The 24,434-nt window shown below is 63.8% G+C and carries 17 protein-coding genes; 4 read left to right on the top strand and 13 right to left on the bottom strand.

The features are described 5' to 3' along the window. The first annotated feature begins 50 nt into the window (after window positions 1–50). Window positions 51–914, top strand: a complete 864-nt coding sequence (gene ubiA / locus GH665_RS17980) for a 4-hydroxybenzoate octaprenyltransferase (protein ID WP_028198852.1) — start codon at window positions 51–53, stop codon at window positions 912–914. Window positions 915–953: 39 nt separating this feature from the next. Here the strand turns inward: ubiA and proC are convergent, their stop codons facing one another. From proC to GH665_RS17950, 6 genes are all read right to left on the bottom strand, one after another. Further along, a complete protein-coding gene (gene proC / locus GH665_RS17975) occupies window positions 954–1,769 on the bottom strand; it encodes a pyrroline-5-carboxylate reductase (protein ID WP_153137194.1) in 816 nt (271 codons plus the stop codon). A gap of 47 nt (window positions 1,770–1,816) precedes the next feature. Next, window positions 1,817–2,515, bottom strand: coding sequence for a YggS family pyridoxal phosphate-dependent enzyme (locus tag GH665_RS17970; protein ID WP_153137192.1), 699 nt, complete (start codon window positions 2,513–2,515; stop codon window positions 1,817–1,819). Between the two features lie 154 nt (window positions 2,516–2,669). Continuing rightward, the gene (gene glcF / locus GH665_RS17965; RefSeq protein WP_046566737.1) at window positions 2,670–3,896 is read right to left on the bottom strand and encodes a glycolate oxidase subunit GlcF; all 1,227 of its coding nucleotides are present in this window, start codon (window positions 3,894–3,896) and stop codon (window positions 2,670–2,672) included. A gap of 8 nt (window positions 3,897–3,904) precedes the next feature. Continuing rightward, window positions 3,905–4,993 (bottom strand): glycolate oxidase subunit GlcE, encoded by a 1,089-nt coding sequence (gene glcE / locus GH665_RS17960; RefSeq protein ID WP_153137190.1) that lies wholly within the window; start codon window positions 4,991–4,993, stop codon window positions 3,905–3,907. Window positions 4,994–5,281: 288 nt separating this feature from the next. After that, window positions 5,282–6,775: an FAD-linked oxidase C-terminal domain-containing protein gene (locus GH665_RS17955; RefSeq protein WP_153137187.1), complete on the bottom strand. Its 1,494-nt coding sequence runs from the start codon at window positions 6,773–6,775 to the stop codon at window positions 5,282–5,284. A 110-nt stretch (window positions 6,776–6,885) separates the two neighbouring features. Continuing rightward, the gene (locus GH665_RS17950) at window positions 6,886–8,301 is read right to left on the bottom strand and encodes an FAD-linked oxidase C-terminal domain-containing protein (RefSeq protein WP_153137185.1); all 1,416 of its coding nucleotides are present in this window, start codon (window positions 8,299–8,301) and stop codon (window positions 6,886–6,888) included. 250 nt (window positions 8,302–8,551) lie between these two features. Between GH665_RS17950 and GH665_RS17945 the strand changes: the two genes are divergently transcribed. Continuing rightward, the gene (locus GH665_RS17945) at window positions 8,552–9,097 is read left to right on the top strand and encodes a cob(I)yrinic acid a,c-diamide adenosyltransferase (RefSeq protein WP_153137183.1); all 546 of its coding nucleotides are present in this window, start codon (window positions 8,552–8,554) and stop codon (window positions 9,095–9,097) included. A gap of 117 nt (window positions 9,098–9,214) precedes the next feature. Then, a complete protein-coding gene (gene hmpA, locus GH665_RS17940; RefSeq protein ID WP_153137181.1) occupies window positions 9,215–10,420 on the top strand; it encodes an NO-inducible flavohemoprotein in 1,206 nt (401 codons plus the stop codon). Between the two features lie 56 nt (window positions 10,421–10,476). On the opposite strand, the gene GH665_RS17935 is transcribed toward hmpA, so the two are convergent. The 6 genes from GH665_RS17935 to GH665_RS17905 form a co-directional block, all read right to left on the bottom strand. Further along, the gene (locus GH665_RS17935) at window positions 10,477–10,809 is read right to left on the bottom strand and encodes a helix-turn-helix domain-containing protein (RefSeq protein WP_028198843.1); all 333 of its coding nucleotides are present in this window, start codon (window positions 10,807–10,809) and stop codon (window positions 10,477–10,479) included. Window positions 10,810–10,812: 3 nt separating this feature from the next. Next, window positions 10,813–11,151, bottom strand: a complete 339-nt coding sequence (locus tag GH665_RS17930) for a type II toxin-antitoxin system RelE/ParE family toxin (RefSeq protein WP_153137179.1) — start codon at window positions 11,149–11,151, stop codon at window positions 10,813–10,815. A gap of 216 nt (window positions 11,152–11,367) precedes the next feature. Continuing rightward, complete coding sequence (gene aroG / locus GH665_RS17925) at window positions 11,368–12,441, bottom strand: 3-deoxy-7-phosphoheptulonate synthase AroG (RefSeq protein WP_074285379.1); 1,074 nt, start codon at window positions 12,439–12,441, stop codon at window positions 11,368–11,370. 404 nt (window positions 12,442–12,845) lie between these two features. Next, the gene (tldD, locus tag GH665_RS17915; RefSeq protein WP_028198840.1) at window positions 12,846–14,312 is read right to left on the bottom strand and encodes a metalloprotease TldD; all 1,467 of its coding nucleotides are present in this window, start codon (window positions 14,310–14,312) and stop codon (window positions 12,846–12,848) included. A 96-nt stretch (window positions 14,313–14,408) separates the two neighbouring features. Next, window positions 14,409–15,296 (bottom strand): carbon-nitrogen hydrolase family protein, encoded by an 888-nt coding sequence (locus GH665_RS17910; protein ID WP_153137176.1) that lies wholly within the window; start codon window positions 15,294–15,296, stop codon window positions 14,409–14,411. Window positions 15,297–15,414: 118 nt separating this feature from the next. Beyond that, window positions 15,415–19,626, bottom strand: a complete 4,212-nt coding sequence (locus tag GH665_RS17905; protein ID WP_153138565.1) for a YhdP family protein — start codon at window positions 19,624–19,626, stop codon at window positions 15,415–15,417. A 197-nt stretch (window positions 19,627–19,823) separates the two neighbouring features. Here GH665_RS17905 and glnE point away from each other — a divergent pair, with 197 nt between their 5' ends. Next, a complete protein-coding gene (gene glnE / locus GH665_RS17900; protein ID WP_153137174.1) occupies window positions 19,824–22,622 on the top strand; it encodes a bifunctional [glutamate--ammonia ligase]-adenylyl-L-tyrosine phosphorylase/[glutamate--ammonia-ligase] adenylyltransferase in 2,799 nt (932 codons plus the stop codon). Between the two features lie 132 nt (window positions 22,623–22,754). Here the strand turns inward: glnE and recN are convergent, their stop codons facing one another. Continuing rightward, complete coding sequence (recN, locus tag GH665_RS17895; protein ID WP_153137172.1) at window positions 22,755–24,422, bottom strand: DNA repair protein RecN; 1,668 nt, start codon at window positions 24,420–24,422, stop codon at window positions 22,755–22,757. Between the last annotated feature and the right edge of the window lie 12 nt (window positions 24,423–24,434).

Genomic DNA, 24,434 nt, shown 5'->3' with positions numbered 1-24,434 from the left:
TCCGCATCCCGTAAAATAGCGGCACCGTCTGCACTTCACCGAATCCGCCCATGTTCGCCCGACTTCCCCTGTATCTGCGCCTCGTGCGCATGGACAAGCCGATCGGCAGCCTGCTGCTGCTGTGGCCGACGCTCAATGCACTGTGGATTGCGTCCGACGGCCATCCTTCGTGGCCGTTGCTGGTGATCTTCACGGTGGGTACGGTGCTGATGCGCTCGGCGGGCTGTGCGATCAACGACTACGCGGATCGCGACTTCGACCGCTATGTGAAGCGCACGGAAAACCGTCCGATCACGTCGGGCAAGATCAAGGCATGGGAGGCGGTGGCGCTGGCGGCCGGTTTGTCGCTGCTGGCGTTTTTGCTGATCCTGCCGCTCAATACGCTGACCAAGGAGCTATCGGTGGCGGCATTGTTCGTCGCGGGTTCGTATCCGTTCACAAAGCGCTTCTTCGCGATTCCGCAGGCGTACCTGGGCATTGCGTTCGGCTTCGGGATTCCGATGGCGTTTGCCGCGATTCAGGATCATGTGCCGATGCTCGCGTGGATCATGCTGCTGGCCAATATATTCTGGTCGGTTGCGTACGACACGGAATACGCGATGGTCGATCGCGACGACGACATCAAGATCGGCATCCGCACCTCGGCGCTGACCTTCGGCCGCTTCGACGTGGCGGCGATCATGCTGTGCTACGCGGCCACGCTGGGCATTTACGTCGGCATCGGCGTAGTGCTCGGCTTCGGCATGTTGTATTGGCTGGGCTGGGTAGCGGCGGTGGGCTGCGCGATCTATCACTACAAGTTGATCCGCAATCGCGAGCGGATGGCGTGCTTCGCGGCGTTCCGTCATAACAACTGGTTGGGCGGCGCGTTGTTTGTCGGCATTGCCGCGCATTACGCGGCTGCTTCGTTTTAATTCTTCCGCGCCAGCCAACCCGCAAATCTCGAACCGCGCTTACTGCTTGCCGAACTCGTCGCCCATTTCCCTGGCGCGTGCATCGGCAGCGAGTGCGCCGCGGACGATTGCGTCCTTGATTCCGCTGGCATCGAACGACGCCAGCGCGGCCGCGGTGGTGCCGCCCTTCGACGTCACACGTTCGCGCAACAGACTCGGGGGTTCGTCCGAGTTTGCGGCCAATTGTGCCGCACCGGTGAAGGTCGCAACCGCCAGCGCGCGGCCTTGCGCTTCATCCATGCCGAGCTGGCGCGCGGCTTCCTGCAACGCTTCGATGAAATAAAACACGTAAGCGGGACCGCTGCCCGAGATCGCGGTGACGGCGTCGATCTTCGCTTCGTCGTCGAACCAGACGGTTTCGCCGACAGCGCCCAACACCTGCGACGCGAGCGCGCGGCCGGTCTCGTCGACGCTGCCGGTCGCGACGAGGCCCGTTACGCCCATGCCGATCAGCGCCGGCGTATTCGGCATCACGCGCACGATGCGGGCATGGCCGTTCAGCCAGCGCGACATGTCATCCATGCGAATGCCCGCGACGATGCTGATTACCAGTTGCGACGCCTGCAGATGCGGCGCCAGTGACCCGGCGACGTTCTTCAGGATTTGCGGTTTCACCGCCAGCACGACGGCGTCGTACGGGGCGAGCGCGGCGTCCGCGGCGGCGCCGGTCTTGATGCCGAATTGCTGCTCATTGCGCTTGCGCGCCTCTTCGTTGGGATCGATCGCGTACAGATCAGCGGGCGCGACGCCGCGCTTGATGAGGCCGCCGATCAACGCCGCCGCCATGTTGCCACCACCGATAAAAGCAATTTTCATGATGTTCCGTGAAAAGTTCCGTGTGAAGCCGCCAAGGGCCGAAACGGTCAGTTGGAGTAATCTCGTGCGCCGAAAATCGCGGTGCCGACGCGCACGATCGTCGCGCCTTCCAGCACTGCGGCTTCGAGGTCGCTTGACATGCCCATGGACAGCGTATCGAGTTCAAGGCCGTCATTTTGCAGGCGTTCGAACAGCTCGCGTAGTTGCCGATGCGGCACGCGCTGTTCTTCGATGCCACCGGCCGGTTCAGGAATCGCCATCAGGCCGCGTAGCTTCAGCTTAGGCAGCGCGGCGATGGTCTGTGCGACTTCCACCGCCTCGGGAATGCTCACACCGCTTTTGGACGCTTCGCCGCTAATGTTGACCTGCAGGCAGACGTTCAACGGCGGCAGGTTGTCCGGACGCTGCTCCGACAGCCGTTGAGCGATCTTCAGACGGTCGACCGAATGTACCCAGTCAAAATTCTCCGCAACCGGCCGCGTCTTGTTCGATTGCAATGGTCCGATGAAATGCCATTCGAGCGCGGTGCGCAGATCGGCCAGCGTTTCGATCTTGGAGAGCGATTCCTGCACATAGTTTTCACCGAACGCGCGCTGCCCGGCTTTGTAGGCGGCGCGCACGTCTTCGGCGGGAAACGTCTTCGAGACCGCGAGCAGGGTGATCGAATGCGGATCGCGTCCGGCGACTTGCGCCGCGAGGGCGATGCGCTGCCGCACCGCTTCGAGGTTGTGGATCAGATATGGCATGGGATGGAACCGGAAGTCCAGCGAAAGACAATGGTCGAATTATACGGACGCCGCGCCTCGTGCCGCTTCCTGACAATGACTCGGACAAACGAACGTGGCTTGCGGTGAAGCATCGCAAGCCACGTGCCGCGCTTCGCGATCGGGATCGATCGTTTCAGGTGGACAGCATATGCTCCACCAGTTCGATCCAGTGTGCGACCGGCGTGGACGTACCGCTTTGCAGATGGGCGATGCAGCCGACGTTCGCCGATACGATCACCTGCGGCTCCTGCGCCTGCAGCCGCTCGAGCTTCTGATCGCGCAGTGCGTACGAGAGCCTGGGCTGCGTCAGCGAATAAGTGCCGGCCGAGCCGCAGCATAGATGGCTGTCGGCGGGCAGGCGCACTTCCACGCCGAGCGCCGCCAGCAGATGTTCGACCTTGCCGCGCACCTGCTGACCATGCTGCAACGTGCACGGCGGATGGAACGCCACCGTATGGATCGCGCGGCGGCGCGTCACGGCGGCGAGCGCTTCTTCGAACTCCGGCAGGATCTCCGCGATGTCCCGCGTCAATTCGGTCACGCGGCGCGCTTTTTCCGCATACGCGGGATCGTTGCGCAGCAGATGCGCGTATTCCTTGACTGTCGCGCCGCAGCCGGACGCGTTCATGACGATCGCTTCGACACCTTGCTCGATATAGGGCCACCATGCGTCGATGTTGGCGCGCAGGTCGTCGAGCGCTTCGTCGGTGTAGCCCAGGTGCAGCCGGATCGCGCCACAACAGCCTGCTTCCGGCGCGATCAGCGTTTCCACTCCCAGGGCGTCGAGCACGCGCGCGGTGGCGATGTTGACGTTCGGCATCATCGACGGTTGCACGCAGCCGGCGAGCATCAGCATCTTGCGCGGATGTTGCGCGGTCGGCCATTCGAGCGGACGTTGCCGGGCGGGCACCTTGTCGCGCAGTTTTTTGGGCAGGAGCGCGCGCACATGCTGACCGAGGCGCATGGTCGGCGTGAACAGTGCGCTGTTCGGCACGAAGCTCGCGAGCAGCCGGCGCACCATCCGCTGACCGAGGGGACGCGTGACTTTTTCCTCGGTGATCTTGCGGCCGATCTCGACCAGCCTGCCGTATTGCACGCCGGACGGGCAGGTCGTTTCGCAGTTGCGGCAGGTGAGGCAGCGATCCAGGTGGACCTGAGTGCTGCGCGTGACCGCCGCGCCTTCCACCATCTGCTTGATCAGATAGATGCGCCCGCGCGGGCCATCGAGTTCGTCGCCGAGAATCTGGTAGGTCGGGCAGGTCGCCGTGCAGAAACCGCAATGCACGCAATTGCGCAGGATGGCGTCGGCCTCGTCGCCATCGGGCGTGTTGCGAATGAAGTCCGCGAGATTGGTTTGCATCGCGTGGCTCAGAAGTCGGGGTAGAGACGGCCGCGATTGAAAATGCGGGCTGGGTCGAAGGCGGTTTTCAGGCCGCGATGGATTTTCATCAGCGGCGCGGGCAGCGGCGTGAACACCCCGGCGCCGCGGTCGTAGCCGTGGCCGGTACGGAAGATGGTGGCGTGGCCGCCGGCCTGTTTGGCGCTGATACGCACGGTCTGTGCGTCGGTATCGGTGATCCACCAGCGTTGGCTGCCGCCCCATTCCATCAGTTGCGCGCCGGGCAATTGCAGCGGCTCGGTGATCGACGGCAGGGCGAGGCGCCACAGCGCGGCTTTCGGTGGGATAGCCGCGAAGAACGAGTCGGTCTGTTCACGCAGGCCGGCCCAGAAACGCTCCGCTTCGACGGCGTCGACGACTTCGCCGCCGAGCGCCGTACGCGCGGCCTTGACCGCAGCTTCCGCGCCGGCCATCCGCACGGCCAGCGTGCCATGACGCCATGCGCTCGCGGTAATCGGCAGCGGCCGGCCGCCCCATTCGTTGAGCTTGCGGACCGCATCTGTGCCGTTCATATCGAATTTGAGCGTGGTTTCGGCTTGCGGCACCGGCAGTACCTTGACCGACAACTCGAGGATCAGCCCAAGTGTGCCGAGTGAACCGGCCATCAAACGGGAGACGTCGTAACCGGCAACGTTCTTCACCACCTGGCCGCCGAAATGCAACGCCTGGCCCTGGCCGTTCATGACGACGGCGCCGAGCACGAAGTCGCGCGCGGCACCTGCTGAAGGGCGGCGTGGACCGGCAATGCCCGCCGCGATGCAGCCGCCGAAGGTGGCTTGCGGGCCGAAATGCGGCGGTTCGAAGGCGAGCATCTGATCGCGTTCGGCGAGTGCGGCCTCGATCTCCAGCAGGGGCGTGCCCGCGCGCGCCGTGATGACCAGTTCAGCCGGGTCGTAAGCGATGATGCCGCGGTAAGCGCGCGTGTCGAGGATCTCACCTTCCAGCGTCTGGCCGTACCAGTCTTTGGTGCCGCCGCCACGGATGCGCAATGTGCGCCCTTCGGCGCTGGCTGAACGCACGCGTTCAGACCAGATGGCGACGATGTCATCCTCTTCCATGGTGCCCTGCTTCGTTGTGTTTCGATCGATTGTACCGGGCGGCGGCTCGCTGGCAACCCGGAGCGGACCCGTATCGGGTAATCAGGGTGGGCGCTGGAAAGCAGTGCGGGCGCGGCACATGCGGAATGCGTCGGCGCAGGGAGTCGCGCGGAGGCTGGCAGAGGTGGGAGTCCCGGTATCTGGGCAAGCGGGACCGTGCGGCGGGCACGCGATAGACGCTGCGGGCCCGACTTGAGCCCGGCAGCGTTGAAACGGTCGAAGCCGTCTTAAAGCGGTCTTAAAGCCGTTTTAAAACCGCGGCAGGTCCGGATGCGGCAGCAAGCCGCCGCGTACGTGCATCTTGCCGTACTCGGCGCACCGGGCACGGGTGGGAATACCCTTGTCGGGATTGAGCAGGCCGGGTGCGTCAAAGGCGCGTTTGACCGCGTGGAACGTGTCGCGCTCTTCCGGTGAGAACTGCACGCACATCGAGTTGATCTTCTCGATACCCACGCCGTGTTCGCCCGTCACGGTGCCACCCAGTTCGACACAGGCTTCGAGGATGTCGCAACCGAATGCCTCGGCGCGGTGCCATTCGTCCTGATCGTTGCCGTTGAACAGGATCAGCGGATGCATGTTGCCGTCGCCCGCATGGAAGACGTTGATGCAGCGCAGGCCGTACTTCTTCTCCATCACTTCGATACGCGCCAGCAGCGGCCCGATACTGCGGCGCGGCACGGTGCCGTCCATGCAGTAGTAGTCGGGAGAAATGCGGCCCGCCGCCGGAAACGCGTTCTTGCGCCCGGACCAGAAGCGCAGCCGCTCATTTTCCGAGCGTGAAATCTGGATGCGGGTAGCGCCCTGTTCGCGCAGCACCGCGGTCATGCGCACGATTTCGTCGGCCACTTCTTCCGGCGTGCCATCCGACTCGCATAGCAGGATCGCCGCCGCGTCGAGGTCGTAGCCTGCATTGACGAATTCTTCGACGGCGCGCGTAGCCGGTTTGTCCATCATCTCCAGACCGGCCGGAATAATGCCCGCCGCAATGATGCCGGCGACCGCATCGCCGCCTTTCACGACGTCGTCGAAACTGGCCATGATGACCTGCGCCGTTTGCGGTTTCGGGATCAGCTTGACGGTGACTTCAGTGACGATCGCGAACATGCCTTCACTGCCGATCAGCACCGCGAGCAGATCGAGCCCCGGCGCATCCGGCGCGAGCGAACCGAACTCGACGATTTCGCCTTCCATCGTGACGGCGCGTACACGCAGCACGTTGTGCACGGTGAGACCGTATTTGAGGCAGTGCACGCCGCCTGAATTCTCAGAGACGTTGCCGCCGATCGTGCAGGCGATCTGCGACGACGGGTCAGGTGCGTAGTACAAGCCGTACGGCGCGGCGGCTTCCGAAATCGACAGATTGCGCACGCCCGGCTGCACCGTGGCGGTTCGGGCGTAGGAGTCCACTTCGACGATCTTGCGAAAGCGTGCGAGCGACACCACCACCCCGTGACGAATCGGCATCGCCCCGCCGGACAAACCGGTGCCCGCGCCGCGCGGCACGATCGGCACGTCGAGCCGGTGACAGATCTGCACGATGCGCTGAACCTGCGATTCCGTCTCCGGCAACGCAACCGCGAGCGGCAGACGCCGGTAGGCTGCGAGGCCGTCGCACTCGTAAGCGACGGTATCTTCTTCGCGATACAGCAGGCAGTGGGTCGGCAGCACGGCCATCAGCGCCTGTACGACTTCTCGCTGGCGCTGGGCGAGAACTTCGGCCGTCAGTTCGACGGGTGCGTTCATATGACTTGTCTCCTGATGTCGTTCACTCTGCGTGCCCGGTCCAGCCTGGTTGTGCGGCAGCAGGCGTTGCCACTGCCGCTAATGCAACGGAGCTGGGTTCGACCGGCGCCTCAAGCCGCCCAGGAAAAGATCTTGCCCGGGTTCATCAGATTGCGCGGATCGAGCGCGTGCTTGATGGAGCGCATCGTGTCGACGGCGACTTCACCATGTTCTTCGAGCAGGAAATTCATCTTGTGCAGACCGACACCATGCTCGCCGGTGCAGGTGCCGTCCATGCGCAGCGCGCGCTGCACGATGCGATGGTTCAGGCGCTCGGCTTCGGCGAGTTCTTCCGGCTTGTCCGGATCGATCAGGATCGCAACGTGGAAGTTGCCGTCGCCAACGTGGCCGACGATCGGACAAGGCAGCGGCGACGCGTTCAGATCCTGCTCGGTTTCCACCACGCATTCCGCAAGGCGCGAGATCGGCACGCAGACGTCGGTTGTGACGGCGCGACAGCCGGGCTTTAGTTGCAGCATGGCGAAGTAGGCGTTGTGGCGCGCGTTCCACAGGCGGCTGCGATCTTCCGGCCGGGTCGCCCATTCGAAGCCTTCGCCGGCATTCTGCGCGGCGATTTCCTGCACCAGTTCGGCTTGCTCTTTCACACCGGCTTCGGTGCCATGGAATTCGAAGAAGAGCGTAGGCGCTTCACGCAGCGTCAGGTTCGAATGGCGATTGATCGAGCGGATCGCCAGTGAGTCGACGAATTCGACCCGCGCGATCGGCACGCCGATCTGAATCGTTTCGATCACCGCGCGCACGGCATCGCCCATCGACGGGAAGGTGCAGACCGCGGCCGAGACCGCCTCCGGCTGCGGATACAGCCGAACGGTGATTTCGGTAATCACGCCGAGCGTGCCTTCCGAGCCGACGAACAGACGCGTGAGGTCGTAACCCGCCGACGACTTGCGCGCGCGCGTGCCGGTTTTGATCACGCGGCCGTCGGCGAGCACCACCGTCAGCCCGAGTACGTTCTCACGCATCGTGCCGTAGCGTACGGCGTTGGTGCCCGACGCGCGCGTAGCCGACATGCCGCCGATGCTCGCGTCGGCACCCGGGTCGATCGGGAAAAACAGGCCGGTGTCGCGTAGCGCTTCGTTCAACTGCTTGCGCGAGATGCCGGGTTCGACCGTGACGGTCAGGTCTTCGGCATTGATCGACAACACGCGGTTCATTTCCGACAGGTCGATGGATACGCCGCCCTGGACCGCCAGCAGATGCCCTTCGAGCGACGAACCATTGCCGTAGGGGATGATCGGTACGTCGTACTGGCCGCACAGCTTCACGATGGTTTGCACGTCTTCCGTGTTGCGCGCGAACACGACGGCGTCGGGCAGTTGCGGATCGAACGGGGATTCATCGCGGCCGTGGTGGGCGCGCACGGCTTCAGCGGTAGAGACGCGCTCGCCGAAAGCGGCTTTGAGGGCGGTCAGCAATTCGGCGGGAAACGGCCGGCGCAATGGGGCCGGCGGCACGGGATGATTCACGCATGTCTCCTGATAGTAGGGCAGAGCTGTTCTACAGCTTGTGCTTCATTTTACGCCGATCGCCCGGGGACCGGCGTCGGGCGCGGCTGCCGCTCCTATAATGGTGGCGACCTCGCGATGCGCGCAATATGGATAAACGCGGTGGCCAATGCGGTGGCTAACGCGGTGGCCTGTTTGCCGGATGCGCCGGATGGATTCGGCCGCACCGCGCCAACGCATCGTTACTGAATGTGAATGCATGGGAGACATCATGGGCAACCGCTTGAGCAGGATCGCCACCCGTACGGGCGACGACGGCACCACCGGTCTCGGCGACGGCCGCCGCGTACGCAAAGACAGCGCACGCATTGCCGCCATCGGCGACGTTGACGAGCTCAATTCGAATCTCGGCGTGTTGCTGTGCGAAACGCTGCCTGACAACGTGCGAGCGGCGCTGGTCGCAATTCAGCACGACCTGTTCGATCTTGGCGGCGAGCTTTGCATTCCCGGTCATACGATGATCACCGACAAGCAACTCGGCCAACTCGACGGCTGGCTGGCCGACTACAACGCGACCCTGCCGCCGTTGAAGGAATTCATTTTGCCCGGCGGCTCGCGCGCGGCCGCGCTTGCGCACGTGGGCCGTACGGTGTGCCGGCGCGCCGAGCGCTCGATCGTGGCCCTGGGTGAAAGCGAAGCAATCAATGAAGCACTGCGCCAGTATGTGAACCGTCTGTCCGACCTGCTGTTCGTGCTCGCGCGCGTACTCAATCGCGCGGATGGCGGCAGCGACGTGTTATGGCAGCACGATCGGTAGGGCCGGCTAGCATCGCGCTTCGGTCCCTTTAAGCCGTATGAGTGCTGTGACAATCTGTCCGGGTCAAACTTGCTTCTTAAAAATGTATTGTAGATACATCTTTAAGGAGAAGTAGTCATGACCGTTCTCACCGCCGACCAGATCGCTCGAGTCAAAGCCACCGTACCCGTGCTCGCCGTACACGGCACGACCATCACCAAACACTTCTACAAGCGCATGTTCGCGCATCATCCTGAGTTGAAGAATGTGTTCAACCAGACTCACCAGAAGAGCGGCAATCAGCCGGAAACACTCGCGAAAGCGGTGTACGCATACGCGGCCAATATCGATAACCTCGGCGCGCTGGGCCCGACTGTCTCGCGAATCGCTCATAAGCACGCGAGTCTGAATATCCGGCCGGAGCAGTATCCGATCGTGGGGCGGCACCTGCTGGGTGCGTTCGTCGATGTGCTCGGCGATGCGGTCGATCAGGAGACGCTTGGCGCGTGGGAAGTCGCATATGGGCAACTCGCGGACATTTTCATCGGCGCGGAAGCGAAGCTCTATGAAGGTGCGGCATGGAGTGGCTTCCGGCCGTTCAAGGTTGCGCGCAAGGAAGTGGAGAGCGATGAAATCACGTCGTTCTATCTGACGCCCGCCGATGGCTCACCGGCTTGCGGCTTCGAGCCTGGCCAATATCTGAGCGTGAAGCGTTTCGTGGATGAACTCGGCGTCGATCAGCCGCGGCAGTACAGCTTGTCGGACGCCTCGAACGGAAAATGGCTGCGTATTTCGGTGAAGCGCGAGGCCGGCCGTGAAGATCAGGCGCCCGGCCATGTATCGAACCTTCTGCACGATGGTGTGGAAGTGGGCGAGGTGGTGCATGTCAGCGCGCCCATGGGTGATTTCACGCTGGCGCGCGAGAAGACGACGCCCGTGGTGCTAATGAGCGGCGGTGTGGGCGTGACGCCGATGACCTCGATGCTCTCCACCTTGCTCGCCGATCACAGCGAGCGCAGCGTGACTTTCGTGCATGCCTGCCGCAATGGACGCGTGCATGCATTCCGGCAGTGGCTTAACGACACGGTTGCCGCGCATCCCAATGTTACGCGCGCAGTGTTCTACGAAGCCGTTGAAACGGGGGATCGCGCGGGTGTCGACTACGACTTCGAAGGCCGCCTCGACCTCACGAAAATTACCGGCAAGGTGATGATTCCCGATGCGGATTACTACATCTGCGGCCCGGTGCCGTTCATGCGCGCGCAATACGAGGCGTTGACCGCGCTCGGTGTGGATGCAACCCGGATTCACACTGAAGTGTTCGGTTCAGGCGCGGTGCAGTGAAGCGAGGGCGCATGGCGAGCGATGTGGGAAAGCCCGCGTAGGGCGCGCCATGCGCCTTATCCAATCGCCAGTGTGACCGGCTTGCCGATCCGGCTCATCATTTCGACCAGTGTGTCGATGGTGAACTTGGCGCTCTTCTTGTTGACCACGTCCGACACGCGCGGTCGCGACACCATCAGAATCTCAGCGGCCTCGGCCTGCTTCAGATGATGCTGTTCGATCCAGCTGGACAGTTCGGTCATCAACTGTTCCTTGAGCAGACGCGTGTCGTTAATCTGTTTCTGCGAAGCGGCGTGCAAGCGCTTCGCTTCTGCGGCGGAGAAGCCGAGTTCGAGAAACAGGTTTGCACCGGGTTTTGTTACGTGACGGATTTTTGTGTCGATCGTCATTTGTTAAGGTTTCCTATCATTGATGATGGCGCGATACCGCATCTCGGCAATCTTTCTATCCAGCGGCGGAAGTTTCTGAGTTTTCTTCTGGAAGCAATGCAGAACGTACAGCGCTTCCACAAATTTCGTGACGTACATCACGCGATAAATGCCATCAGCTTCTCTGATGCGAATCTCGCGTGTTCCAGCGCCGATCGAATCAAATGGCTTCCAATCGTCGGGGTCAAGGCCAGCCTGAATCTTGCCCAACTGAAAACCGGCCCGGCGACGTGGTTCTTCAGGAAAGATGAGTAAATCGTGATAGCTGGAGCCCATCCAGCGAATTTCTTTCTCCTGCTCCATAAGCACCTTTCATGTACAAAATTTTATACGCAACATTCAGCCCTGTCAAGTCGTATCCGACCTGGCAACGAGTTGTTACGGTACATAGGCGGGGCTTGAAGCACCATTCATCCGTTCGGCCAATAAAAAAACCCGGCTTGTCGAGCCGGGTTTTCGATGCAACCACTACAGCAATCGCGCCGATGCGCAACGTGCGCAACGTGCGTGAAGCGGCGTTTAATTACCGCTGCCGCGCGCCACGCGCCGTTGCTTGACCGCTTCGGCGAGACCTTCCAGCACGGCAACGCTTTCGTCCCAGCCGATACAGGCATCGGTGATGCTCTGACCGTACGTGAGCGTGCAGCCTTCCTGCAGATCCTGGCGCCCGGCGATCAGATGCGATTCCACCATCACGCCGACAATCCGTTCGTCACCCGAAGCAATCTGGCGGCCAATGTCCGCGCACACCGGAATCTGGTTCTCGTGCTTCTTCGAGCTATTCGCGTGGCTCGCGTCGATCATCAGACGCGCCGCGAGACCCGCTTTGCCGATGTCGGCACATGCGGCGTTGACGCTATCCGCATCGTAGTTCGGCGTTTTACCGCCGCGCAGGATGATGTGGCAGTCCTCATTGCCGGCGGTCGAGACGATCGCCGAGTGGCCGCCCTTGGTGACGGACAGGAAATGGTGCGGCTGCGACGCGGCCTTGATCGCGTCGACGGCGATCTTGACGTTGCCGTCCGTGCCGTTCTTGAAGCCGACCGGGCACGACAGGCCCGAAGCCAGTTCGCGGTGCACTTGCGATTCGGTCGTACGCGCGCCGATTGCACCCCACGAGATCAGATCGGCGATGTACTGCGGGCTGATCATGTCGAGGTATTCGGTGCCGGCCGGCAGCCCGAGTTCGTTGATACGCAGCAGCAACTCGCGCGCGGTGCGCAGGCCGTCGTTGATCTTGAAGCTGTTGTCCATGTGCGGGTCGTTGATGAGACCCTTCCAGCCCACCGTCGTACGCGGCTTTTCGAAGTACACCCGCATCACGATTTCGAGTTCGCCGGCGAAGCGCTTGCGCTGTTCGACGAGACGCCCGGCGTATTCCATTGCCGCCTTCGTATCGTGAATCGAGCACGGCCCGATGATGACGATCAACCGGTCTTCCATGCCGTGCAGGATGCGATGCATCGCGTTGCGCGAGTTGTAGATCACGTCGGACACCGTTTCGTCGCAGGCGAATTCACGGATCAGGTGAGCGGGCGGCGTAAGTTCTTTCAATTCGCGGATGCGGACATCGTCGGTGTTGTGCGGGGGCATGTTTGTTCTCCTGAATCGGGTCGTAGCGTGTTCGCGCGGGCAACAAGGGCTGCGATCAGACTGCGATCAGGCAGCGATGCCAGGGCGAACAACAATCAAAAAGATTTCAACGGCAAAAGTTTCAAAGACGTGGGGCGAAAAAAAAACCGCCAGGCTAGCTGGCGGTTTTCGTGAATTCTGAGTGTCTTGCGTGCACTAACACCCCTCTCGATCCGCCAGCGGTCTGAGATACCAAAAAAAGTAAAAGTAAAACTTGGCGGACATGGCGAAATAGGTCGCTGGTCAAAAAGGGTGAGTGACTTTATAACCCGGGTAAGCTGGGCTGGCAAGCTGCAAGGTGTAAAAATGCGGTAAATCCGCATACTTCGTGAATATCATGCACGAAGTATGCGTCCACATCAAAATCAGGCCGTGCCGCCAACCGTCATCCGGTCGATACGCAGCGTCGGCTGACCGACGCCGACCGGCACGCTCTGGCCTTCCTTGCCGCATACGCCGACACCCGAATCGAGCTTCATGTCGTTGCCGATCATGCTGACGAACTTGAGCGATTCCGGCCCACTGCCGATCAGCGTCGCGCCCTTGACCGGGTAGGTGACCTTGCCGTTTTCGATCATGTACGCCTCGGAGGCCGAGAACACGAACTTGCCGTTTGTAATGTCGACCTGGCCGCCGCCGAAGTTCACCGCGTACAAACCGTTCTTCACGGACGCGATGATTTCCTGCGGGTCCTTGTCGCCATTGAGCATGTACGTGTTGGTCATGCGCGGCATCGGCAGCGCGGCGTACGATTCGCGACGCGCGTTGCCGGTGACCGGCATCTTCATCAGGCGCGCGTTCAGCGTGTCCTGGATGTAACCCTTCAGGATGCCGTCTTCGATCAGCGTCGTGCACTGGGTCGGATTGCCTTCGTCGTCGATGTTCAGCGAGCCGCGGCGGTTCGGCAGCGTGCCGTCGTCGACCACCGTCACGCCCTTCGCCGCGACCTGCTCGCCGATCCGACCCGCGAACGCCGACGAGCCCTTGCGGTTGAAGTCGCCTTCGAGGCCGTGGCCGATTGCTTCGTGCAGCAGCACGCCGGGCCAGCCCGGGCCGAGCACGACGGTCATGGCGCCGGCCGGAGCCGGACGGGCGTCGAGATTGACGAGCGCTGCATGCACGGCGTCGTCGACATAGCGCGACAGCACTTCGTCGGTGAAGTAGCCATAGTCGAAGCGGCCGCCGCCGCCGCCGCTGCCGATTTCGCGGCGGCCGTTCTGCTCGGCGATCACAGTGACCGACACGCGCACGAGCGGACGGATATCGGCCGCGAAGCCGCCGTCGCTGCGTGCGACCAGCACCACGTCGTATTCGCCGGCGAGGCCTGCCATCACTTGCTGGATGCGCGGATCGCGGCCGCGCGCCATCTTTTCGATGCGCTCGAGCAGCTTGACCTTGGCGGTCGCGTCGAGCGAATGCAGCGGATCGGACGGCAGGTACAGATCGCGCCCGGCAATGCCGGTCAGCGACGAGGCCGCCTTGATCTTCTGCTTGCCGCCGCCCGCCTTGGCAATCGAACGGGTGGCGAGCGCCGCCTGACGGATCGCTTCGGGCGACAGATCGTCCGAATACGCGAAAGCCGTGCGATCGCCCGACACGGCGCGCACGCCGACACCCTGGTCGATGCTGAAGCTGCCCGACTTCACGATGCCTTCTTCGAGACTCCACGCTTCGCTGCGCGTGTACTGGAAGTACAGGTCGGCGTAGTCGATCTTGTGCGTGAAGATTTCGGCGAGCGTGCGGGTGAGCAGGGACTCGTCGAGACCGTAGGGCGTCAGGAGAATATCCTTGGCGGTGGCGAGATTACGGATACCGGGTTCGATGATGTTCATGCGAAGTATGTTCTGCTCGATACGAAGGATTCGGTTAGCGCTGCTATCACTGGGATATGGGTGACAAGCGCCGCACTTTCAATGTCAGGTAATACGTCAGCAGCTCAGCACGCGGTGACGCCAGGCGGGCAGGCTCTGCCGCACTTCGTCGATGCGCGCACGCTCGAGATTGCCGGCCACCACGCCGGCGCCTTCGTCGCGCACCGCGACGAGTTCGCCCCACGGGTCGATCAGCATGCTGTGGCCCCATGTCCGGCGGCCGTTCTCATGTTTGCCGCCTTGCGCGGCGGCCAGCACATAGCACTGGTTCTCGACCGCCCGGGCCCGCAGCAGCATCTCCCAGTGTGCGCGGCCGGTGGTGTAAGTGAACGCCGACGGCACCACGATCAGCGCGCAGTCGCCCATGCGCCGGTACAGCTCAGGAAAGCGCAAATCGTAGCAGACCGACAGGCCGACCCGGCCGAACGGCGCTTCGAAGGTGCGGACTTCGCCGCCGGGGCAGATGGTGCGCGCCTCGTCGAACGATTCCTCGCCCTTTTCGAAGTTGAACAGATGGATCTTGTCGTAGCGCGCCGCCTCGTTGCCTTGCGGGTCGAACACCAGCGTGGTGTTGAGCACGCGTGCGGGTTCCTGCGACATCAACGGCAAGGTGCCGCCGATCACCCACACTTTGTGCCGGCGCGCGGCATCGGTGAGAAAACGCTGGATCGGGCCGTCCTGATAGGGCTCGCGTACGCCGAGCTTGTCCGTGTCCTTGAAACCCATGAAGCAGAAGTACTCGGGCAGCAGGACGAGTTGCGCGCCGTCGGCGGCGGCTTCGGCGATCAGGCGTTCCGCTTCGGCCAGATTGCGCTCGCGGTCCGGCGTGCTCACCATTTGCAGCGCGGCAACGCGGAAGGCGCTCCCGGAGGAGCCGCTGGACGCCGCAGGCGAGGCGGTGGACGAAGCAGCGGACGAAGATGAAGAGACGTGTGTTTCGCTCATGAGCGTTTCGAAGAACTCCCGGCAAGGCGGCGGCGCGAACTGCTGGCGCCGCATACGTCGTTCAAGACTGGCTGGGGCCTGTGGCGCGGCACTCTTCTGATCAAACGAGGGTTCGAGTTCAGTGTGCGCCCACGGTCGAAGCCGGAACGTCCATCTTACCGCGATCGCTCTTCACCCGCTCGACGTGCGGTTTCGACCACGAACCGGTGATCGCGTACTCGCGCGCAAACGCCGTGGAGACCGATTTGCTGAACGCCAGATCGGCCACTAGCGCGCCTAACCCGAGGAGCGGATTGATCACGGTCGCGGCGATCACGGCAGCGCCAGCGCTGACAGTCGGCACGATCTGCACGTGCAGATCCTGGGTTTCCTGCGCCAGATCCACCGAGCCCTTCATCTCGGCGCGGGCCGGCGCTGTCACCATTTCGAAATTCTCGGTGCGGCCAATACCGTTGTGGATCTCGCCCGTGCCGGTGACGTGTTCGAACGGCAACCCTTCGCCGATCACGTCGCGGAAATTGAGCGTGGCGAAGCGCTCCAGGCTTTGCAGGCTGAGCACGCCCAGCAATTTCGCGACGCCCGGGTCGACCTTGAGAATCTGCCCATGGCGCAGGTCGACGGCCAGATTGCCATTGAGGGTCGGGTAGTCGATCTTGGTTGGGCCGCCGCGCCACACCACCTTGCCCGACAGCGAGCCATTGCCGGACTTGAGCGTGTGCGGCTGGCCGAAGCGCTCCAGCAGGGCGCCGGCATCCTTGATGTCGAGTTTGAAATCGAACACGGTACGGCGCGGCGTGGCCTCGTCAGCGGTATTGCCGAGGCCTGTCGAGGTGCGCCAGTTCGCCGTGGCGCTCAGCGTGGCGGCTGGGTTGGTGATGTCGAGCTTGTCGAGTTGCCAGACCGGCACGCCGTCTTCCTCGAAGTTGTGCGCGTCGACTTCGAGCCGGCCAATGTTGCGATTGCGTACGATCAATTCGTTGACCACCAGATCGATCGACGGCATGTTCTGCGCCGGCGCCGACATGGCCTGGCCAAGCAAATCCTGGTCTGTGACGGACGGAATCACCACCCGGGCAAAGCGCGCCTGCAGCGTGCCGGGCGACGCCTTGTTGGCGCCCGGCAGCCAGGAAACGTGGCCCGACACCTGGTTCGACGCGATGTTGGCCTGCCATTTGCCGTCCGCATGCGACGCCCCGACGATCACGCTATCCCAATGCCGCTTGAGCAGCGTCAGCGTGCCGATATGCAGCGCGAAGCGGTTCGGCAGGAACTGGGCGAGGGCCGGATTCGGTGCAGCGGGCGCTGCCGCGGCGCTGGGCGACGGAGTGGGCGCATCTTTGTTGCGCATTTGCGTGAGGAGCGCGCGCCAGGCATCGGCGTCGAAGGCTTCGACGTCGACGGTGGCGATCACGCCATCGGAGGGCAGGTCGGCGGGCTTGTTGACGCCGATCGCACCGCGTACGACCGTGGGTGGTGTCTTCGGCCCGGCTTTGGGCTCATAGCGCAGCAGATAGGTGGCGACGATCGGGCCGAAGGTGAGGTCGGCGCGTTCCAGCCCGGCTTCGCTCGTATCGGTGGATGGTTTGACCGCGAAGCGCAGCGGCATCGGCGTGCCGACCGGTTTGTCGAACGGCGCGGGGAAGTCGAGCGCAAGGCCGGTCAGATCGGAGTTCGCCGTGACCTCCGGCAAGCGCCCCCTGGCGCCGCGCACGTTGAGCGCGTAGGGCGCGCTGCCGCTCATGCGCGTCAGCACTTCGGCGGCCGGGCCGTGCAGATTCAGACCGCGCGCGGCATCCACGGCGATATGGCCGCCGAGCGCGAGCGAATACGTGCCGTCCTGCTTCAGGCCGCCGTCCGCGTGCACGTCGCCGCCGAGGAACTGGCCCGAGAGCCGGTCGAGCTGCGCCGTATGTTCGGTAAAACGCACCTTGCCGTTCAGTTGCGACAACGGCGGCACGTTGTCGACCGTCAGGCGGTTGTTCTGGAAGCCCACTGCGCCTTCCACGCCGATATGCGGCTTCGGCGTGCGTGGCACGGTTAGTTTGAGCGCCAGCGCGGCGGGCCCTTCGGCGCGCACTTTTTCGGTCGCATGTTTGGACATGATGCCGAGCGAGCTTTCGTTGACGTAGTCGAGCATGTCGGCAAGCGGCCCACGGCCGTTGCCCGTGATGACGAGATCCGACGCCTTGGTGCCGAGATCGTCGATCTTGCCATTCACCTTGTTCAAGGCGACCTGCTTGTAATGGGCGCGGTCGATGTCGAAGCGCAGCAGGTTCTGCTTGAGTTCGAACACGCCGTCAATACCGTCCAGCGGCGGCCACACGTTCGGTGTGCCGTTCTTCATCTTGCGCGGCGGGTACGGCGAAGGGTCGAACTTGCCGCTCTTGAACGGCGCGACGATATGGAAGATCCCGGCTTCCGGCGCGCGCGAGTAGGGGAATTTGGTCAGATCGCCGTGGATTTCGATTGTCGCACCGCGCGATATGCCGGATTGCAGCCCATGGCCCAGGTAAATGCGCAGCTTTTCGCTGATGCTGGTCGGCAGATAGCGGACGATGCGGGTGACCTGCGCGCGCTGGAAGTCGGCCTTCAGGTCGAGCGAGCCGCGGCCGTGGCCCGGGTTGCTGTAATTGGCGGTGGCCGTGGCGTCCGCGTCCGCGTTCGACACGCCGAAGTCGGCCAGTTTGACAGTGAAGGCCGGGTGATTCTCGCCCGGCGCCTTCGGCGTGATGGTCCAGTCCGCCCGGCCATGCAGGCGGTCGAATTTCAGGCGCGGGTCGTCGAACACGCCCGGCAACGTAATCGCGACCTTGGAGGTGTCGAGCGTCGCGGTGCCGTGTTTTTCGTCGGCGTCGACGCTGCCCCACAGGTTTTCGATGCCGGGAATGCCGGCGCGCGGGTGATTCAGCGCGGTAAGCCCCGGCGGCGGCTCCTGCGCGGCGAAGCTGATGCCTTGCAGGTCGCCCTTGAAGCGATAGCGCTCGATCGGCTCGGTGCCGCTTGGCCGGTGGTCGCTGCCTGCTTCGCCCGACTCAGGTTTGCCGCGTTCGACTTCGATCACATAGTTCGCCACCATGCCGCGGGGATTGAAGCGCACCAGATTGTTCAGCAGCGGGCGCGGCAACGGCAGCGCGCGGCTGAATTCCGCGAGGATGCCCAGGTCGACGCGGTCACCGCTGAAGCTGACGAGTTGCCCATGCTGCAGCGACGCGGTCCGGAAGCGGCCGTTCAACGTGGAGAGCGCGAGGGTGCGGGTCAGCGGCGTGCCGTCGTCGAGCGGCGGCTGGCCGAGCTCGGCGTGCAGGTTATTGAGCTGCAGCGTGTAGTCGCCCTGGTTGACCGTGACGCGCCACGAGAAGTTGGCGATCGGCACGTCCAGCTTCGGCTGGGTCGGGCGGACCCGCATCGAGACATTCGTGCCGGCCAGCTGCCCGCTCGCCGAGGTCATGCGGCCATCGGCGAAATCGCCCCAGATCGCATTGTCGATGCGGCCGGCGAAGGTCTCGATCGGGAAATTGATGTAACGCGCAAGAGTCGGCAGATCGACCGGGCCGGTCGACATGTAGACCTGGCCGGCCCAGTTGACCGGCTTGCCGATCGCCGAGAGGCGGGCGTGTTTGAAATGGGTGCGGAAGTCGATCGGCCCGTGCAGCACCTGACCGTCGGCGGGCGCCTGCAACGCAAGCCGGTGGTCGTAGCCGTCGTTGAGAATCGCGATCCTGATGTCGCGCAGGGCGAGTTCCGGCGCGTCGTGTTCGGCATCGCGCCAGCGCAGCACCCCGCCGCGCACCACGATCGCCTGTTGGCGCAAGAGCCACGTGGACAAGGTGTCGTTGCCGCTGTGCCGGGTCGGCACCGGCACGCCCGCCACCGAGATCACGCCGTCGCCATTGCGCGACACCAGCACGTCGGGCTGATCGACGATCAGGCTGGAAAGCGCGGGATGGAATTGCCAGAGCGACTTCCATGAAAGCGTGGCGGTGGCGTGCGGAATGGTCAGCGCCGCTCTGCCGTCGGGGTCGCGGATGACGATGTCGGCGACGTCGAGGCCGGGCTGAAAACCGCTCCAGTGCGGCGCCAGCTTGCCGATGGTGAACTGCGCGTGCAGCTTTTCGGAAACCGTGGCTTCGATGCGCGGCCGGAACGAATCGACGCGCGGCAGCAGTACGTAACGCAGGCCGAGAAAGAGACTCGTTGCGATGAAGTACAGAACGAGTGCCAGCGCCAGGACCACGCGAAGGGTCCGACGCAGCACGATGTGGTCGCTTCCGCTCACAGGCCGGACCTGCCCAGTTTCGTGCGGGTCGGCGGATTCGTTTCGCTCGGACATGCTGCAGCGGGTGGGCGTATGGTAGTTTTGCGAATTAACGACGAAATGTAACACACGGGAAAGCGTCGGCGGACCTCCGGCAAACCCTTTCTGCATGCCGTCTCGCGACCTGCGCGAGGTTGCCTGGCTCCACCTGGACCCGTGTGCTACAGCGAACTGAACCACGCTGTTAAAGCAACGAGCGAGCCAGACCCTAGATGACTGACGCCACACTCCTGAGTTCCAGCTATTCACATTACGCGGCGCGTGCCGCGGCGGCCCGCCCGCAAATCGTGGCACAGGTGGCGGCGCTCGCGTCCGCGCCCCTCACGCGCGAGCGGATCGACGCGCGCTTCGACGCGCTGTGCGCCGAGGGCGCCGGCGCCGGCGCGGGCGGTGGCCCGTTGAGCGAGGATGCACTCAAACGAGCCTTGCGCCGGCTGCGCACCGAAGTATTTTGCGCCGTGATGGAGCGCGACCTGGCGGGCGAGGCGGATGTCGCCGAAGTCACCGGCGCGATGACCGATCTGGCGGAGACGACGATCCAGCGCGCCTTGGCGGTTGTGTCCGCCGAGCTCGAAGCGCTTTACGGCGAACCGCGTGGACCGCAGGGCGAGCGGCTCGCGCTCGGCGTGGTCGGAATGGGCAAGCTGGGCGGGCGTGAGCTGAATGTGTCGTCGGATATCGACCTGATCTTCGTCTATGAAGAGGACGGCGAGACCGCCGGCGGTCAGCGTTCGCCGATCGCGACGCAGGACTTTTTTACACGGCTCGGTAAGCGCCTGATCGGCGCATTGGCTGAGGTGACTGCCGACGGCTACGTGTTCCGGGTCGATATGCGCTTGCGGCCGAACGGCGATTCGGGGCCGCTCGTGTGCAGCCTCGGCATGCTCGAAGAATATTTTTACGTGCAGGGCCGCGAGTGGGAGCGCTATGCGTGGATCAAGGGCCGGCTCGTGTCCGAAGGCGCGAGCGAGGCGGCAGTGCGGCTGCAGAAGCAACTCGACGCGATCGTCACGCCGTTTGTCTATCGACGTTATCTCGACTTCGGTGTAATCAGCGCGATTCGGGCTCTGCATTTGCAGATTCGCCAGGAAGCGCAGCGGCGCGCCTCGATGCGGCCCGACAAGGCCGACGACATCAAGCTGGGCCGCGGTGGCATCCGCGAAATCGAATTCAGCGCGCAGGTATTTCAGCTGATCCGCGGCGGCCAGGATGCCGGCTTCCGGGTGCGTCCGACGCTCGCGGTCTTGCGGCACGCGGCGACCCATGGGCTGATCGATACCTCGGTTTGCGTGAAACTGTCACAGGCGTACCGCTTCCTGCGCGAACTCGAGCATCGCCTGCAATACCGCAACGACGCGCAAACCCATGCGATGCCGGTCGATCCCGAGGAACGCGTGGCGCTCGCGCACGCCATGGGCTGCGACGATTATGCTGCGCTGATGCTCAAGCTCGACGCGCACCGCGAGTTCGTCGAGCAGCAGTTCGACCAGATTTTTGCCGACAAGGTGAGCGGCCGCGACGGTTGCGGCGCACGGGAAGACGGCGCGGCGACCTGGATCTGGAGCAGCGCGCTCGCCGACGACAGCGCCGACGAAGCGCTGCGCGCGCGTCTGATTGAACTGGGCGTGCCCGAGCCGGGCGAACTGCTGGCGCGTTTGCGCGCGGTGTGGCAGTCGTCGCGTTACGCGGGGCTCGCCGAACGTAGCCGGCAGCGCTTCGACATCGTCGCGCAGCGTGCGCTGGAAGCCGCGCGGACGTTGGAGCCGCCCGAACGGCGCGGCGATACGGTGGCGCGCCTGTTCGACCTGCTCGAAGCCGTGAGCCGGCGCGGTGCGTACCTTGCGCTGCTAACGGAATATCCGCAGGCGCTGCATCGGGTGCTGTCGGTGCTGGGTGGCTCGCGCTGGGCCGCGGGCTATCTGATTCGCCACCCGCAATTGCTCGACGAACTTCTCGACGACGAGGCAATGGACAGTCCGTTCGACTGGCCCGAATTCAAGCGCACGCTGCGTTTGCGTCTGGCCGCGGCGGACGGTGTCGAGCAACAGATGGATCTGCTGCGCCACGCGCACCAGGCCGAGGTGTTCCGCATCCTGTTGATCGATCTGGCCGGCCGGCTGAGCGTCGAACATGTGAGCGACCGTTTGTCCGAACTCGCCGACGCGGTGCTCGACGTCACGCTCGAAGCCGTCTGGAAGCAGTTGGCCAAACGCCATCGCGAGGTGCCGAAGTTCGCGGTGATTGCCTACGGCAAGCTGGGCGGCAAGGAATTGGGTTACGCGTCGGACCTCGACGTCATCTTCCTATACGACGATCCGGACGATGCCGCCGCCGACGTCTACGCCACCTACACTCGCCGCCTCATCACCTGGCTGACGACGGCCACCGGCGCGGGTACTTTGTTCGACGTCGACTTGCGATTGCGGCCGAACGGCGAGTCGGGTCTGCTCGTCACCGACCTGGATGCGTTCCGCCGGTATCAACTGCGCGAAGGCGATGCCGCCAATACCGCATGGGTGTGGGAGCATCAGGCTCTGACCCGCGCGCGCTACTGCGCGGGCGACGCCGAAATTGGCGCGAAGTTCGAGCTGATCCGCGAACAGGTGCTGACCACGCCGCGCGAAGCTGCACCGCTTGCGAAGGAAATCGTCGAAATGCGCGAGCGCGTCGAGGCGGGACACCCGAACCAGACGGCGCTGTTCGACCTGAAGCACGATCGTGGCGGCATGGTCGATATCGAATTCACCGTGCAGTACTGGGTGCTGCTGCACGCGGCGAGCGATCCGGAACTGATCCGCAATACCGGCAACATTGCGTTGCTGCGCGAAGTGTCGCGCTTTGGCTTGATGAGCGAGGCGGAAGCGGAGACGGTCGGCGCGGCTTACCGGACCTACCGGAAGTTGCAGCACAAGCTGCGGCTCGATGGGATGGAGAAGGCTCGGGTCGATCCGGCCTTGGTGGTGACTGAGCGTGAGGCGGTGCTGGGGCTTTGGAAGCGGGTGTTTGGCTGAGGACTGGAAGTCTGCGCCTGAATGGCTGAATGACTGACGCGAAGGCAAGCGGCGCTGCCTTCGCGCATTTTCAGACTAACGGTCGCAGCGGCTTCCCACTGGCTCCCGACCGGCCTCCGACCGATGGGACGGCTAGGCCGCCAGCATTTCCTTGGCGTGTTTCCGCGTCGTCGCGGTGATCTCCAGTCCGCCGAGCATCCGCGCGACTTCTTCGACGCGGCTCGCGCGGTCTAGCGACGTCACGCTGCTGACCGTGCCGCCCTTGCCGTTGCCCGACTTCGCCACCTGGAAATGATGGTCGCCACGCGCGGCGACCTGCGGCAAATGGGTGACACACAGCACCTGACGCGCCTGTCCCAGTTGATGCAGCAGCCGTCCAACTACTTCGGCGACGCCGCCGCCGATGCCGGTATCCACCTCGTCGAAGATCAGAGTCGGTGTCGGACTCGCGGCGCTCGCGATCACCGCCAATGCGAGGCTGATCCGCGCCAGTTCGCCGCCTGAGGCAACTTTCGCGAGCGGCCGCAGCGGTACGCCGGCGTGACCGGCGACGCGGAATTCGACCTGCTCGAGCCCATGTGCGCCGCCTTCCGGCAGTTGCACCAGCGCCACTTCGAAGCTGCCGCCTTTCATCGACAGTTCCTGCATGCCGGTGGTCACGGCGGCGCCCAGGGCCTTGCCGGCCTTGGCGCGCGCCTTTGACAGTTTTTTCGCTTCGGTGAGGAAGGCTTCTTTTGCCTTGGCTTCGGCCGCATGCAGGCTGTCGAGATCGGCTGCCGCGTCGAGCGCGGCGAGTTGCGCTCGACGCGCTTCATGCTCTTGCGGCAGCGTCTCGGGTTGCAGGCGGAATTTGCGCGCGGCCGAGTGCAGCGCGTCCAGACGCTTTTCGACCTGGGCGAGCCGGTCCGGATCCAGTTCGAGCTTTTGCGCGTAGTGGCTGAGCGAATAGGCCGCTTCCTGTAACTGGATCTCGGCCGGCTCCAGCGCCGCCAGCACGTCGTTCAGCGCCGGGTCGATCTCGGCCAGATCGCGCACCTTCGACACGATCGAGGCGAGATGCGTGATCATCGCCTCGTCCGATTCAGACAACGCGCCGAGCGCGCCTTGAACGCCGTCGATCAGATTGGCTGAATGCGACAGTCGCCGGTGTTCGGTGTTGACCTCTTCCCATTCGCCCGATTGCGGCGAAAGTTTGTCCAGTTCGGTGAGTTGCCAGGCGAGCCGCTCGCGCTCCAGTTGCAGCTCGCGGTCGCGCGTTTGTGCGTGTTCGACGGCCTGAACCTTTTCGCGCCATGCCCGCCATGCCCGCGTGACGGTTGCCGCGGTTTCCGTGAGGCCTGCGTGGGTGTCGAACAGTTCGCGTTGCGCGTCGGGGCGCATCAGCAACTGGTGGGCATGCTGGCCATGAATATCCACCAGCATCTCGCCGACTTCGCGCAACTGCGTGAGCGTTGCCGCCGTACCGTTGATGAACGCGCGCGAGCGGCCGTTTGTATCCATCACGCGACGCAGCATCACGGTGCCGTGATGATCGTCGTCGACAGGCGCGCCGAGCGCCTGCTCGTCGAGCCATTGCTCGACTTGCGCATGCGTGTCAAATTCCGCAGTGATGTCGGCGCGGCTTTCGCCGGTGCGCACCACGCTTGCGTCGGCGCGGGCACCGAGCGCAAGGGCCAGCGCGTCGATCAGGATCGACTTGCCGGCGCCTGTTTCGCCCGAAAAAACGGTAAAGCCGCTGTCGAATTCGAGGTCGAGCGCGGCGACGATGACGAAGTCGCGTATCGAGAGGTGGCGAAGCATGGAGGTCGTCTG

This window comes from Paraburkholderia agricolaris (genome assembly GCF_009455635.1).
Classification (GTDB): domain Bacteria; phylum Pseudomonadota; class Gammaproteobacteria; order Burkholderiales; family Burkholderiaceae; genus Paraburkholderia; species Paraburkholderia agricolaris.
The sequence above is the reverse complement of the archived record's forward strand: the minus strand, read 5'-3'. Positions and strand labels throughout refer to the sequence as shown.

Bases quoted from the DNA above. Each gene is read 5' to 3' on its own strand.
- ubiA (WP_028198852.1), top strand. From the start codon at position 51: ATGTTCGCCCGACTTCCCCTGTATCTGCGCCTCGTGCGCATGGACAAG.
- proC (WP_153137194.1), bottom strand. From the start codon at position 1,769: ATGAAAATTGCTTTTATCGGTGGTGGCAACATGGCGGCGGCGTTGATC.
- GH665_RS17970 (WP_153137192.1), bottom strand. From the start codon at position 2,515: ATGCCATATCTGATCCACAACCTCGAAGCGGTGCGGCAGCGCATCGCC.
- glcF (WP_046566737.1), bottom strand. From the start codon at position 3,896: ATGCAAACCAATCTCGCGGACTTCATTCGCAACACGCCCGATGGCGAC.
- glcE (WP_153137190.1), bottom strand. From the start codon at position 4,993: ATGGAAGAGGATGACATCGTCGCCATCTGGTCTGAACGCGTGCGTTCA.
- GH665_RS17955 (WP_153137187.1), bottom strand. From the start codon at position 6,775: ATGAACGCACCCGTCGAACTGACGGCCGAAGTTCTCGCCCAGCGCCAG.
- GH665_RS17945 (WP_153137183.1), top strand. From the start codon at position 8,552: ATGGGCAACCGCTTGAGCAGGATCGCCACCCGTACGGGCGACGACGGC.
- hmpA (WP_153137181.1), top strand. From the start codon at position 9,215: ATGACCGTTCTCACCGCCGACCAGATCGCTCGAGTCAAAGCCACCGTA.
- GH665_RS17935 (WP_028198843.1), bottom strand. From the start codon at position 10,809: ATGACGATCGACACAAAAATCCGTCACGTAACAAAACCCGGTGCAAAC.
- GH665_RS17930 (WP_153137179.1), bottom strand. From the start codon at position 11,151: ATGGAGCAGGAGAAAGAAATTCGCTGGATGGGCTCCAGCTATCACGAT.
- aroG (WP_074285379.1), bottom strand. From the start codon at position 12,441: ATGCCCCCGCACAACACCGACGATGTCCGCATCCGCGAATTGAAAGAA.
- tldD (WP_028198840.1), bottom strand. From the start codon at position 14,312: ATGAACATCATCGAACCCGGTATCCGTAATCTCGCCACCGCCAAGGAT.
- GH665_RS17910 (WP_153137176.1), bottom strand. From the start codon at position 15,296: ATGAGCGAAACACACGTCTCTTCATCTTCGTCCGCTGCTTCGTCCACC.
- GH665_RS17905 (WP_153138565.1), bottom strand. From the start codon at position 19,626: ATGTCCGAGCGAAACGAATCCGCCGACCCGCACGAAACTGGGCAGGTC.
- glnE (WP_153137174.1), top strand. From the start codon at position 19,824: ATGACTGACGCCACACTCCTGAGTTCCAGCTATTCACATTACGCGGCG.
- recN (WP_153137172.1), bottom strand. From the start codon at position 24,422: ATGCTTCGCCACCTCTCGATACGCGACTTCGTCATCGTCGCCGCGCTC.